Genomic DNA, 13,403 nt, shown 5'->3' with positions numbered 1-13,403 from the left:
ATATCTATCGATTTCTTGGTGTTGCTGCCTATTACCAAGGCCCCACGACATAGCCAAGCTGCTCAGGAAGCCAGAGTGCTATGCCTGGCATGAGCATAACCAGCAAAAGGCTAACGCTCATGGCGGCGATAAACACCAACGCCCACCCAATGGTATGTTCCAGGCGAATATTAGCAATACGTGTTGTAACCATCAGGTTAACCGCCACTGGCGGCGTAAACTGGCCGATGGCAATGTTCATGGCCAGCAGAATGCCAAACCAGACCGGGTTCCAGCCAAAGTGATTCATCAAAGGCAGTACGATGGGAATAAGAATCAGATAAATCGATATGGCATCCAGCAACATACCGGCAATTAGCACCAGCACCATAACCAGCCCCAACAATACCCAGCCATTTTCAGACAGCGACAAAAGCGCATCGGCCAGATGCTGGAAGGTACCCAGGGTTGTCCCTGCCCAGGCAAAAATACCCGCCAGCGCAATGATCAGCATAACCACACCGGATGTCACCGCAGCATCGGTCATTAAATCAAACAAGCTACGTAAGCTCAGGTTCCGGTAAATAAGGGTGCCTACCAGCACGCCATAGGTTACTGCCACCACAGCGGCTTCGGTGGGTGTGAACAAGCCTGAGCGCAAACCGCCCAGAATGATAACCGGGGCAAAAAGAGCCGGCAGTGCCGCTTTGAAGCTGGGCCAAAAAGGCGGGCGCTCAGATTCCTCCGGGTTCTCCCAACCGTATTTTCGGGCAAGGTAGAGTGCGGGTACCAGTAGCGACAAACCCGCCAGAATGCCCGGGAACAGCCCGGCTGCAAACAAGGCACGCAGATCCACGCCTGGCACTACAATGGAATACAGAATCAAGGCTATGGATGGCGGAATCAGTATCGCTGTAGATGACGAGGCAGCAATAAGCGCTGCTGAAAACGGCTGTGGATAACCTGCTTTGCGCATACTGGGCAACATAACCATGGCCACTGCCGCCGCATCTGCAGGCCCTGAACCGCTCATGCCACCCATAATCAGGCACACCAGCACCGCCACAACCGTAAGGCTGCCATGCCGCGGCCCTATAATCGCCTGGGCAAAACGCACCAGGCTGGCCGCCACACCCGCACGCTCAAAAATAAGACCGGTAAGAATAAACAAAGGGATCGCGATCAACGGATACTTGGCCACGCTGTTGTAGGTATTGGTACCGAAGGTCGCCAGCATATCCGGAGACAACCCCGATACTATGCCCACCAATCCACCCAAGCCCAGAGCGATAGCTACTGGGACACCCAGAAGCAGCGCCAACAAAAAGCTGCCGATCATCAAAATATCAGGACTCATGAATCACCTCCGGGTCTTTTTTTCCGCGAAGACGATCAATGAGGTTTTGAGTCATGCGAATAACGATTGCACCCGATAACACAGGCAACCAGATAACATAAATCCAGTTTGGCAGGCCCAGACCCGGCGACAAGGACTCCCAATCGTATTCCTGCATCGCAAAAATACTTCCGTACCAAGTGGTAACACCCATAACGGCAACACCGGCAAGCCACTGCAGAACAAAAAGCCCCTTCAATGCAACAGGCGGCAAATAGTGTTCAACCAATTCAATACGAATGTGCTGATTGTCCCGGGCAGCAACGGCCGCTCCGCCAAACGTGAGCAACACCAACAGAAACACCGAAAACTCCTCGGTGAATGCAAAGGAAGCATCCGTGGTGTAACGGACAACCACGTTGCCAAGGCTGATCAGGCAAATAGTAATCAGGGCAACGGATGCCAGCCAGGCTTCCGGGCGGAACTTGGGGGGTCGGGAGGGCATGAATACTCCGGGTTCTGGTATCAGCATCCGTCACACAGGAGCGAATGCTGATACCACGGGCAATTACTGGTTACGGTTGGCTACAGCTGCTTGAGCCTGTTTCACCAAGTCGTCACCAATACGTGGCGTCCACTTCTTGTATACAGACCGTGTGGCGTTCACGAACGCATCGTGCTGTTCCTGGGTCAGCTCGGTCACCGTCACACCACGATCCTTGATAGCTTGCAGTGTTTCCGCCAGCTCAGCGCGGGACTTTTCAATTTCCCACTTTCCTGCGTCCACGGCAGCCTGCTTCAACAGAGCCTGGTCTTCTGCGTTGAACTGGGCCCAAACGCGGTTGCTAACTGCAAATACCAGCGGGTCAGCCATGTAGTGCCACAATGTGAGGTGTTCCTGCCCGACCTGATCGATGCGCGCCACATCAAACACTGAAAGTGGGTTTTCCTGGCCATCTACAGCCCCCGTCGTGAGTGCTGGCTTGGCGTCTGCCCAACTCATTTGGGTAGGGTTGGCGCCCAGCGCTGTGAACGTATCCTGGAACAGCGGTGAGCCTACAACCCGAATCTTCAGGCCTTCCAGATCGGAGGGTTCACTAATCGCAAGCTTGGAGTTGGACAGCTCCCGGAAACCATTCTCCCCCCAGGCCAATGGCGTTACACCGCGCTTTTCAATCGCCTTGAATACCGCTTTGCCCGCCTCACCCTGGGTGATGGCATCAATGGCGGCGTTATCCGGCATCAGGAACGGAAGGGAGAAGAGGTTCAGTTCAGGCACCTGAGGCGACCAGTTGATGGTTGAACCCACAGCCATATCAATCAGCCCGGAACGCATCGCTGAAAACTCTTTGGTCTGGTCTCCAGATACCAATTGGGAGTTGCTGTAAATCTTCATATTAATACGCCCTTCCGAGCGCTCGTTTACCAGTTCCACCCACTTATCTGCAGCCTGTCCCCAGGGAAACGCCGACGGCAAAACAGTAGAAACTGTGTATTCATCTTTGTATTGAGCGTTCGCCACAGAGCCCAACAGCAATGCCGCCGCTGCAACTGCAACCAAAGAGCAAGACTTCAACATTTTGTTTTCCTTTTTTATTGGCAAGAGAGAATTCAAAAATCAAGGTACCCAGCACATCGCAGTATTGGGGATTATAGGAGTGGGCGCTATCACGACGCAAAATAAAAGCACCTGAGGAAAAGCCAGGCTTGCTTGTTTTTGCTCGCAAGTCGCCAGAGCAGTCTACAATTGATGACATACAGACCAGACACCCATTACTGTGGATACCATGGCAAGCAACGGACAGATTGAGCCCAGCCTCGACAATGAACAGGAAAGCCAACAGCCCGAGAAAGCGCTGATCAAAGCGGTCAGTATTCGCAGCGCGTCGCTCGTTATTCTCGCCAGCATAGCCACTGTGTATTTTATTAACTGGGCGCAAGCGGTGCTTTTGCCTCTCGTGGTCTCAGTGTTGATCAGCTACGCGCTTGATCCGCCGGTATCTGCGCTTGACCGCCTCAGGCTCCCCAGAGCCCTGAGTGCAGCCCTTGTAATGATCGCATTGCTTAGCGCTATTGCTGCTTCCAGCATCCCGCTGCAACGTGAAGCCATGGCCATGCTGGACAAGATTCCTGTGGCTATCAGCAAATTTCAACGTAAAGAAGCAAGCTCCCCCAACGACGAACAAGGGCTGATGGAAAAAGCTCAAACGGCGGCAAGAAAGATCGAGGAATCTACGGCACAGGATCAAAACGATGAGCACCCGCGATTCAGGGGCATTACTTCTGTTCGCATCGTGGATAAACCCCTGGACATTCAACAATACGTGCTGAGGGGATCACCCGCCGCACTGGTGCTGATCTCACAGTGTTTCTCCGTGTTGCTGTTGGTGTACTTCATACTCGCAGCAGGGTCGCTATACAAACGCAAAATCGTGAAACTCTCAGGCCCAACATTCGGGAGAATGCGAAAAGCCGCCCGGATCATGGTCGACTTCCACCACCAGGTTCGGCGATTTCTTTTCGTGATGCTGCTCGGTGCGCTGTTTGTAGGCCTGGTCACTTGGGTGGCATTTCTGGCACTCGGCGTGGAGCAGGCCATGCTGTGGGGGGCAGTTGCCGGTATCGCTAGCGCTATACCCTACCTTGGGCCTTTCCTGGTCTTTATTGGTACCGGTTTTGCAGCGTTTATTCAGTTTGGTGAAATGGACATGGCCATTATCGTCGCCGGTACATCCTTGGCGATCACCAGTGTTCAGGGATACCTTTTGACACCTTGGTTGACCAGCCAGATTTCCAGCCTCAATGCTGTAGCGATCTTTATCGGCCTTCTGTTCTGGGGCTGGCTCTGGGGGCCTGTTGGCTTGATCATAGCGACGCCTATACTCATGATTATAAAGTCTTTATGTGACCACGTTGTGAACCTGCGCCCAGTCGGTGAGCTACTGGGAAAATAAACGGGAGGCACCCCATGTTCGATACAGAAATTCCAATACTGGATATGTTCATTCGGCTCCTTGCCGCCGCCGGGCTGGCCCTCCTTTTAGGATTGGAGCGAGAGTTCAGAGGCAAGGCCGCGGGGTTGCGCTCTCATATGCTTGTGTCGCTGGGGGCTTCTGCTTTTATCATCATGGGCATGCATATACTTTTTGCGACGGCAGAAGGGGACCCTTCCGCGAGAATTGACCCCACCCGGATTGTGGAAGGCGTTGTCGGCGGCATTGGATTTCTTGGGGCAGGTAGCATTATCCAAAGCCGGGGCAGCATTCAGGGCATTACCACCGGTGCTTCTATCTGGATTTCAGGTGCTATTGGCGTGGCTTGCGGCCTGGGAATCTTCGCGCTAGCAGGCATGGTGACCTTAATGGCATTAGTTATTCTGTCTGTGCTCGGCCGCTTTCAGCATGAAGTAATCAATGACGACTGAGACGACAAACTGAAAACTGGAGCGTGTCAGATAAAACGTTGATCACTGAGGGCTTGGCTTCTATGTGCAGCCAACCAACGCTCATAGTCCGGCAACGTAAGCGGTTTGGCATATAGGTAGCCTTGCACGAGATCACAGCCATGAGCCCGGAGAAACTGCTCATCTCCGATAGTTTCAACACCTTCGGCCACCACCTGCATGCCCAACTCATGAGCCAGGTTAATTGTTGAGCGCACAATAGCTTGATTGCCGAGAGACTCCTGCAGATTAGACACGAACGTGCGGTCAATCTTGAGAACAGAAGCCCGCAGGCTCTGGAGATACGCAAACGAGGAGTAGCCAGTACCGAAATCATCGATAGCGATCGTTACGCCACTATCCACCAAATCGTTGATCATTGCCTGGGCTCGATCTCTATCGCCCAGCAAAGCGGTCTCCGTTATCTCACATTCAATATTGAAATAGCCGCTGCTTGAGCTCAGCAAATCCTTGAGACCGGCAATGAAGTTGCGATCCTGGAAAAGGCGCGCAGATAAATTCAGCGCCAAATTGCGCGGCCACTCCTTTTTCTCCCACTCAGCTTCCTGGACAAGAAGGGCCTCTACCACCCAACGCGTTAATGGTGCAATTTGCCGGGAGGTTTCAGCGACTTCAATTAGCTTGGTCACAGGAACAACCTCACCGGCATTCTGCGGCCAGCGCAGGAGGGCCTCACAGCCAAAAGGGGCCAGGGTATTGAGATCCAGCTTGGGCTGATATACCAGATAGAAAGCATCGTTCTTAATATGGGTGCGAATAGCCGGTACCAGCTCAAGCCTGTGCAAAGCTGCCTGGCTGTCACTTTTGCTATAGCATCGAACAGCTACCCCTTCCCGCTTCCCGATACGCATGGCATCCGTCGCCTGAAGCAGCAAAGCTTCAGCCGGGTTAGCAGAATCATCATCAGCCGCTTGATAGCCTATGCCGTCACCGCTTCCAATCTCCGCGGCGCCGGCAGTTGCAGATACCTGCAGCGGGACGTCACCAGTAATGGCGAGCAGAAGTGGTTGCTCAACATGCTCCAGGAGCTGCTCACAGAACTGATTACCACCCGCCGAAAAACGCAGACCCGGCAACCACAGTGCAAAACCATCACCACCAATCCGCGCACAATGCCCAAGTTTCCCAACAAAGGTTTCAATATGCTGTGCCACCGCTTTGAGCAGCTGGTCACCCGCCACGTGGCCGTAGGTATCGTTTACTTCCCGAAAGTAATCAATATCAATACAGATCAGGCAACCAGGCTGGTTTCGATCCAGAGTTTCATTAACTCTCTCAAAAAATGACGACCGATTAAGCAGGCCGGTGAGGCTGTCGTACGCAGCGCGATATTCAAGGTCACGCTCCCGGGCGACGCGCTCACTCATGTCTCGAAGCACAACGGTAAAAATGGCATCGCTGGATGTCGCCACCCGGCTAACCGTCGCCTGTGCAGGAATGTGTTTGCCCGAGCGGGTAACCAGATAGGTATCAAACGGTGCATCGGGCAGCGTCAACAGCCCGTGCCGAGCATCAGGAAGAAAATCAATCAGAGAGGAATTCTGCATATCGCTTTCCGAGATATCGCAAAGCGTACGAATTGCCTGATTAGACTTGGTAATCAAGCCATTGCGGTCCACGCATAGAATATAATCATTGGTCGTAGCAACAATGCGATCGAGTAATGCTTCGTTATCCCTAAGGCTGATTTGCAGCCAGAGCCGCTCCAGAGTGGCGCTGTCGAGCCGAGCGAGACTAATCGCCACATAAACGATGGCGCTCAGGAGCAAAGGCTTGAACACGTCAAGAAGTAAGTTGGCTTCTGCGTATATAAACGCAAAAGCACCAAGCCAAACAATGATAAGCAATCCAAGGACCTGTAGGCCCCGCTGCCATGTGCAACGACTGAATACCACTGTCGCACCGAGCCAGAAAAGCACAAGAATGATAAATCCAACCAAAGGAGTGGCCGCATGCAGGCCACCATTTCTAAGGGTTTGAGCGCCCAGTGCTTGAATAACGGCACCAGGAAGCATCTTGTAGATTGGCGTGGCCAGATTATCGCCCAGTTCCACGGCTGTTGATCCAATGATCACATCCCGGTCAAGCAATGCGTGTTTTGGCACCCGCCCCTCAAGAAGATCAATGAAACTAACGTAGCGAAAGGACTTTGGCGAAATGGTGTAATCAATCCAGGTGCCTGCATCGGGCTGTTCCGCCAGGGCATTCCATGCACCCTGATAAAACATGTCCTGCCAGGCAAAGCCCACAGAAAGAAACCGCACCAAGCCATCAGCCGCCGGATACATGTTTACAGAAACCAGCTCAGCGCTATCAGCTAGGCCCTGAAGAGGGCGCCGTATCATAAGCTCTGAATCCACCTGACTGCGACGCTGAACAAAAACCGGAAGGTATGTGGGAGTTGTGGCGGAAATCGACCGGATAGCGCTTTCTATCTCTGCGTCCCCGCCCAGACTTGATGAGGCGCTGAAGTCCACATCAATCATCAACGAGCGAATGCCCGCATCATTGAGTGCGTTGATGGCATCGGCATACACGTTACGAGGCCAAGGCCACTGCCCGATGGCTTCAATGCTTGAAGAATCAATCTCAAGAATCAGCAGGTTGCTGGCTTGCTCTTCTACCATTAAGCCAACAATGCGATCGCGAAGCCCCGCCTCCGCGCGCTCCAGCAAACCTGGCCACGAAAGCAAAGCGAAAACGACAGCGGCCAGCAAGGCAGAGAGAACAACCTTGCTGGCCGGGCGTAAATTGGATAAGAAACCTGTCTCAGCAGGCATGCTCATCAATCATCGTCGTCGTCGTCATCGTCGTCGTCGTGATCATGCCCATTCCCGTGGCCATTTCCGTGACCGTTTCCATGACCATTCCCGTGGCCATGACCATGACCATGACCGTTGCCGTTGCCGTTGCCGTTGCCGTTGCCGTGATCATCGCTACCTTGATCACTGCCTGCTACCACGGCCGCCTGCTCAGAGGCCACTTCGGCGATTTCTTCCAGCTGGCTCTCAAAGCTGGATGGCTCACCCTCCATAGCTTGCTGAAAACTACCTGCCCCGGAACCGGCAGGGGTAGCCGACTTCGACGTTGTTTGATTGAGGGGCTGAACGCCAGCCTGCTCGGCGCTAATTCCGGCCACATCACCAGGCGCAAGCATCATGGTTTCGCCGCTGGCGATGTCTAGTACCTCCAAAGATCCCTCTGTCAACGTCACAGTGGAAGAGGTCTTGGTAGACACGATAACGAAGCGGGTACCTTTCACCGTTGAAACCATAAACGGCGTTTCCACACTGAACTGATCAGGCTGGCGCTCGATATGATAGAAAACCGTACCGAACCACTGCTTGATCCGGGAAACCAATCCGCCCGACGACACACCATCGGATTGCAAAGAAATGTGAGAACCCGCTTTGAGTTCGAACTCGGAACCGGATTGGCTCAGTAAACCGGAGCCACCAGCCAACGTCTGAAACTCCACAGGGGCAACCACAGACATTCCAGGGGAAGCGTCTTTCCAGGCTTCGCTTTCATTAGCACGAAACTGCACCTGTCCCGAGACCTCCTCAACGCGTACCTGCTCTGCAGATACAGACGCCGTTGCAAACAACAAAGCGCAACAGGCCAAGAAAATTCGAAGAACGCCGTGCTGGGCACCACTGCTATAGGCGCGCATTTTTTCACTCCCGCTTGATCGATAATTGCACTGTAACGGACAAGGCTGTTCTGGCTTAAACTTTTAAACAATGTTTTACAACATTTTATATCTTTAAACGCTAACCTCTATACATATTAGACGGACGAACGGCAAACGCTGTGCATGCAAGTGTAACGAGTTGTATCATCTTCCTACTGGCGCTCTGTCTGCCTGCCGTAAGCTCATCGGCGCAGGAGCGAACTACAGGCGCGGTCGTTTTCGACGGTGTGTCTGTGTTTGGTCCTGCGCAATTGCTCCCTCTGTATATGGAAAGCCTCGGCAAAACTCCAGACACCGACCTGAAAACTCGCCTGACCACACGAACTCGCGACTACTACATCAGCCAGGGCTATCTCGCACCAGCCGTTAGCATTACGGACCACCCCGATAGCGAAAACATCCTCTTAGTGCTCGTTAAAGAGCCTCAGGTGGACAACGTTCAAGTCGCCGGAGGCTCTTCTGGTCAGCAATCTGCTGTTCGCGAACGTTTAACTCCGTTGTTAGAGCGGCCATCGGTTTCACGAAAGGATATCGACAGATTCGCCCGTGCCCTTGAGCAGGGCATCGGTGTGGGCCTGAATACACACATTGTCGAAACAGCTCCTGGGCGTCATAGGGTTACCCTCACCATTGCTCCCCAAGTCCGGGGAGAGCTTACTTACAGTGCCGAGGGCAGCCAAAGCCTGGGGCAGCATATGGTTGCCGGCAAGGTGAGTGTTATCGGCCCCGGAGCTGGCCTTAACGAGGTTTACCTATCTGGTCTTCATACAATCGAATCGGGGGGCTATCGCAATATGGGCGCGGGCTTATCTCTCCCCTCCTCCGAGCGCGATACTGTTTATGCCGATATCAGCGCGTCCCGTGCCGTACCCCAGGATAATAACGCCAGCCCGAGCAGGGTGTACCGGCGTATTTGGGCAAGGCTGATGTGGCAGCACGAACTCATTGAGTCGAACGACCTGACTTTGTCTCTTGATGGCAGCCTCATTCTTCGTGACTACACGCGGGAAAGGGGCTCTGAAACCGAGGTGGATGAGCGGCTTCGCATGGCCAATGCGCGCGCTCTTGCGTATGTTAAGGGTGTAAACAGCACGTCCAGGTTTGGACTTGCAGGTCGGGTTGGCGTTGATGCTCTGGGCGCCGAGCGCAGCGGAACCGGGGCCAACGATGCCCTTGATCTCGACTTCCAGATTATCGATGCGCGCTACACGTTCTGGTACGGATTACCCGCTGACTTTTCGCTAAAACTGGATGTTGCTGGCCAGTACTCTGACGATAATCTTCCTTATTCACAGCGCTTTTCAGTCGGTGGAAGTCAATTCGCCCGAGCCTACGAACCGGGAGAGTTCAGTGGCGACTCGGGCATCGGCTCAAAGCTTGAGCTAAGGCGAGGGTTTAACAGTGACCGCTGGATACAGGGCGCGCGCTGGGTGCCCTATATTTACTATGGCATCGCCACCGCGCACGAAAATGAAACCAGTGAAAACAGCTCCGGCGCGGCGTCTGGCATCGGGCTTAGAATGCTTACCCGTGAGGTTTCAGCCTATATAGAATTAGGCAAGCCACTGACTGCGGAGTCTGAGTACCTGAGCAAAGACCCCAGATTAACCGGTCGCCTGACGGTTTACTTCTAGTAAATCTTGTCCGCGCCCTCCGGGCGTGATTTAAAGCGCTTGTGCAGCCACAGATACTGATCAGGCAGTTCGCGAACGGTGTCTTCAATGTATCGATTCCACACCTCCGTGTCCTTTTGGCTATCGACCCCAAACCCTTCCTGTATTGGCGAGTACACCACGCGATAACGCCCATCAGGCATCCGCAGATGGCTGACGCAAATAACCGAAGCACCCGACACCTTGGCAATGTAACTCGGAGAGGTAATACACCCGGTTTCCACTCCAAAAAATGGCACATACAGCTCGGTTTTGTGGCCGAAGTCTTGATCGCAGGCAAACCAGACTTCGCCCCCCTTTTTCAGAAAACCCACCATTGGCCGCAGCTCGCGCTTGGTAAATGGCCGAATACCGAAGTGACGGCGGCGGCCATTTTCAATCATGCGATCAATAACCGGATTATTATTAGGACGATAGACATATCCGGGCTTCTTCAAGTGCTGGGCCAGCAGAGGCAAGGCGAAATCAAAAATGCTGTAATGGCCTCCGATCAGCAAGACACCCTTGCCCTTCTCTTGGGCTTCCCTGAGATGCTCCAACCCCTGCACGTCGGTCATTTCATAATAGGGAGACATATCACGCCACCAGGCATGAGTGCTTTCCAGAAAACCACGGGTGCAAGCAATGAAGTTATCCTCCACCAACTGTTTGCGGGCAGCCTCATCCAAGTCAGGGAAGCAGACTTCGAGGTTCCGGTCAGCGACCCGAGCACGTGATTTGAGTTTTCGGCTCAAAAATCGGCCCAGGCGCGCACCAAAGCGCTGTTTGGAGACCATTGGTAACAAAGACAGCAAATAAAGCAGGAATACAATCGCCCACGAGAGCCAAAAGCGTGGATGCCAAAGGTTCGGGTTTTTCTTCTTAGTCATTCGGGCTATACGTCCTTGCCTGAAAAATTGGCCCGTGAGCCTGACACAATTTCAACTCACAGTGTAGATGAGACTGTGAATTAGTAGATGAATCCATTATCAAACCGCAAAGAACAACAATTACTTTCCGCTGCCCAGCATTGGGGCCATACTGATTGATGCTGCATGGCAGCTTGCACTGATGGCGGTGCATTGATTATTGAGGTAGGTATGATGAGTAAAGGGCAAGATAAGAAAAAGGATACGAAAAAGAAACCGCTTTTAACGGCAAAAGAGAAGAAGGCGGCCAAAAAATCCAAGAAAAGTGATACCAATGTTCTAGGGAACTAATCCAGCAGGCTTGGGGTCAACCCGAATGTGTGTTTACCCTCAAGCCGCCAACCTATGAGCTGATAAGGTTTACTGTGCTTTTGCCATTGAATAATGTTGTTTTGATAGGAATGCCCGGCTCGGGCAAAAGTACCCTCGGCGTTCTCCTGGCCAAGATGGCGGCCTTGGGGTTTGTGGATACAGATCTGCTGATTCAATCCCATTCTGGCAAAACGTTGCAGGCCATTGTTGATGGCGAAGGCTACAAGGCTTTGCGCAGTATAGAAGAGCACGTGTTGTGCAATCTGGATGTGAGTGGCCAAGTTATTGCGACCGGCGGCAGCGCCGTATACAGCGACCGAGCAATGCGGCACCTCAAGAAAAACAGCATTGTCGTATTCCTGGACATCTCACTCGCAGCGGTGCGCCAGCGCATCGGCGACTTCAGCCTGCGGGGCATTTCAAAGCGCCCGGACCAATCATTGGAAGACTTGTTTGCAGAGCGGTATGAGTTATATACCCGCTATGCCGATGTGGTTATCCAAGGTGAACATAAAAGTCAGAATCAGGTTTTGGAAGAATTACTCAAGGTCAGTGCCAAGCTTCAACCCGGGCTCAGCTGATCACCAACATACACGATCCCTACCTTGCCGCTTGGCTTTATACATAGCCTCGTCAGCGCGGGCCAATATACTTTCAACAGCTTCATCCTTCTCGAGCATGGCGAGCCCCCCGCTCACAGTCAGGGTAATAAACTCTCCGTTGCCAATATCAATCGGCTCGGCCGCTAAACGTTCCCGCAGCCCGTTTCCAAGCGCCTCGCCCGCCTCCAGATTCGACCCAGGAAGTACAAAGACAAACTCCTCTCCTCCAACCCGGCCGCAGAAATCTGTTTTACGACCTATGCCTGAAGCCACTCGAGCAAAGCCGGCCAATGCTCGATCGCCTGCTGCGTGCCCCCACTTGTCATTGATGTTTTTGAAATGATCAACATCCACTGCAAGAACCACCAAGTTTGTAGCGAACCGGTTTGATTGATCTACCGAGTCGCTCAAGCGTTCCAATGTTGCACGGCGGTTTGGCAAGCCAGTTAGCTCATCCACTCTGGCCAAAGCCTCCAATTTTTCCTCAGTCATCTTCGTATACAGTAGATAGCTAACGGTGTCGGAGAGCAGCTCCATAAGGATATAGTCATCCTTGCAAAAGGGCTCAACCGGGAAGGGACTTGAAAAATTGATGGTACCGTACAGCTCCCCTCTCAGTCTTATGGGGGTTCCTATATAGGATTCCAGTTTGAAATTTTGGTAGCAGGGATGATTCTGAATGTCACTTTTGCCCGCAAAATGAAAACCCACCGTCTTATTCTCACTCAATGTGTGAACACAATAAGTGCCTGATACATCAAACCTGGTTGATGGCTCCAGCTCGCCTTTCAGATCAACGCAGGCTTCAACCGTATAATCGTTTCCTGAAATGCGTGACAGTATGGCGATGTCCAAACCAAAATGGTCAAGACCCGCACGCAACAGCGATTCTATTTTCTGATCGTGAGACATCGCCACATCAGACGTAATGTTGTGAATCTTCTGGAGGGCATCCAACGATTGCTCCGCCGACCGAGCCGGGCGAACAATGCCCATAAACCCAACGACTTCACCTTCAGCGGAGCGCATGGTTGCACCCGTAGTCACACCAAGAAAAGCCTCCCCATCCGACCGGCGATACACAACCCTGTAGTTCTCCGCCGCTAACCTGCTCGCTACGTTAAAGCGCTTTTGGCCCTGCTCCAAAAAATCACTGTCATCGGCGTAAAGTATTTTCGTTTCCTGGCCGTACAGCTCGTCTCTTGTATAGCCAAACAGTTGTTCTGTCGCAGCGTTCACATAAACCATGCGTCGGCCAGTGTCGGTAACGACAACAGCATCCTCAAAACTATGAAATATTTCGGTGAGCAGCAAAGGTGAAATTGCGCTGATACTGCTAAAAGCAGATAAGGCTGATTCTGTATCGCCGGGCTTAGGTTCTTTCATAGCTTCATCCCATTCAAATCCAATTCCATAATAACCTGCTATGCCACGGG

Annotated in this window: 12 protein-coding genes; 5 read left to right on the top strand and 7 right to left on the bottom strand. The window is 52.7% G+C overall.

Annotated features, from left to right (window positions below; translation table 11 throughout):
• Positions 1-31 precede the first annotated feature (31 nt).
• From AADB16_RS03035 to AADB16_RS03025, 3 genes are all read right to left on the bottom strand, one after another.
• The gene (locus AADB16_RS03035; RefSeq protein ID WP_410801300.1) at positions 32-1,336 is read right to left on the bottom strand and encodes a TRAP transporter large permease; all 1,305 of its coding nucleotides are present in this window, start codon (positions 1,334-1,336) and stop codon (positions 32-34) included.
• Complete coding sequence (locus AADB16_RS03030) at positions 1,326-1,820, bottom strand: TRAP transporter small permease (RefSeq protein ID WP_410801299.1); 495 nt, start codon at positions 1,818-1,820, stop codon at positions 1,326-1,328. Before AADB16_RS03030 ends, AADB16_RS03035 begins: the two co-directional genes overlap by 11 nt.
• Positions 1,821-1,883: 63 nt before the next feature.
• Positions 1,884-2,894 carry a DctP family TRAP transporter solute-binding subunit gene (locus tag AADB16_RS03025; protein WP_410801297.1) on the bottom strand — a complete coding sequence of 337 codons (1,011 nt, stop codon included), beginning with the start codon at positions 2,892-2,894 and terminating at the stop codon, positions 1,884-1,886.
• Between the two features lie 208 nt (positions 2,895-3,102).
• Between AADB16_RS03025 and AADB16_RS03020 the strand changes: the two genes are divergently transcribed.
• Positions 3,103-4,269 (top strand): AI-2E family transporter, encoded by a 1,167-nt coding sequence (locus AADB16_RS03020; RefSeq protein ID WP_410801295.1) that lies wholly within the window; start codon positions 3,103-3,105, stop codon positions 4,267-4,269.
• A 14-nt stretch (positions 4,270-4,283) separates the two neighbouring features.
• Positions 4,284-4,739 carry an MgtC/SapB family protein gene (locus tag AADB16_RS03015; RefSeq protein WP_298451791.1) on the top strand — a complete coding sequence of 152 codons (456 nt, stop codon included), beginning with the start codon at positions 4,284-4,286 and terminating at the stop codon, positions 4,737-4,739.
• A 26-nt stretch (positions 4,740-4,765) separates the two neighbouring features.
• Here the strand turns inward: AADB16_RS03015 and AADB16_RS03010 are convergent, their stop codons facing one another.
• A complete protein-coding gene (locus AADB16_RS03010) occupies positions 4,766-7,558 on the bottom strand; it encodes an EAL domain-containing protein (protein ID WP_410801293.1) in 2,793 nt (930 codons plus the stop codon).
• Positions 7,559-7,563: 5 nt separating this feature from the next.
• Positions 7,564-8,451 carry a hypothetical protein gene (locus AADB16_RS03005; protein WP_410801291.1) on the bottom strand — a complete coding sequence of 296 codons (888 nt, stop codon included), beginning with the start codon at positions 8,449-8,451 and terminating at the stop codon, positions 7,564-7,566.
• 140 nt (positions 8,452-8,591) lie between these two features.
• On the opposite strand from AADB16_RS03005, the gene AADB16_RS03000 reads away from it, so the two are divergent.
• On the top strand, positions 8,592-10,106 hold the full coding sequence (locus AADB16_RS03000; protein ID WP_410801289.1) for a ShlB/FhaC/HecB family hemolysin secretion/activation protein: 1,515 nt from the start codon (positions 8,592-8,594) through the stop codon (positions 10,104-10,106).
• On the opposite strand, the gene AADB16_RS02995 is transcribed toward AADB16_RS03000, so the two are convergent.
• The gene (locus tag AADB16_RS02995) at positions 10,103-11,014 is read right to left on the bottom strand and encodes a lysophospholipid acyltransferase family protein (RefSeq protein ID WP_410801288.1); all 912 of its coding nucleotides are present in this window, start codon (positions 11,012-11,014) and stop codon (positions 10,103-10,105) included. The two genes, AADB16_RS03000 and AADB16_RS02995, sit on opposite strands and share 4 nt — an antisense overlap.
• A gap of 165 nt (positions 11,015-11,179) precedes the next feature.
• Between AADB16_RS02995 and AADB16_RS02990 the strand changes: the two genes are divergently transcribed.
• Together AADB16_RS02990 and AADB16_RS02985 are read left to right on the top strand one after the other, a co-directional pair.
• Complete coding sequence (locus AADB16_RS02990; protein WP_309045558.1) at positions 11,180-11,344, top strand: hypothetical protein; 165 nt, start codon at positions 11,180-11,182, stop codon at positions 11,342-11,344.
• A 74-nt stretch (positions 11,345-11,418) separates the two neighbouring features.
• Complete coding sequence (locus AADB16_RS02985) at positions 11,419-11,946, top strand: shikimate kinase (RefSeq protein ID WP_309045557.1); 528 nt, start codon at positions 11,419-11,421, stop codon at positions 11,944-11,946.
• Here AADB16_RS02985 and AADB16_RS02980 read toward each other — a convergent pair whose 3' ends face one another.
• Complete coding sequence (locus AADB16_RS02980) at positions 11,947-13,353, bottom strand: diguanylate cyclase (protein ID WP_410801287.1); 1,407 nt, start codon at positions 13,351-13,353, stop codon at positions 11,947-11,949.
• Between the last annotated feature and the right edge of the window lie 50 nt (positions 13,354-13,403).

Origin of the sequence: Marinobacter sp. KMM 10035 (genome assembly GCF_046537445.1) — a bacterium.
In the GTDB taxonomy this organism is placed as follows: Bacteria; Pseudomonadota; Gammaproteobacteria; order Pseudomonadales; family Oleiphilaceae; genus Marinobacter; species Marinobacter sediminicola.
Note: the sequence above shows the minus strand (reverse complement) of the source record. Positions and strands in the feature narration are given on the sequence as shown.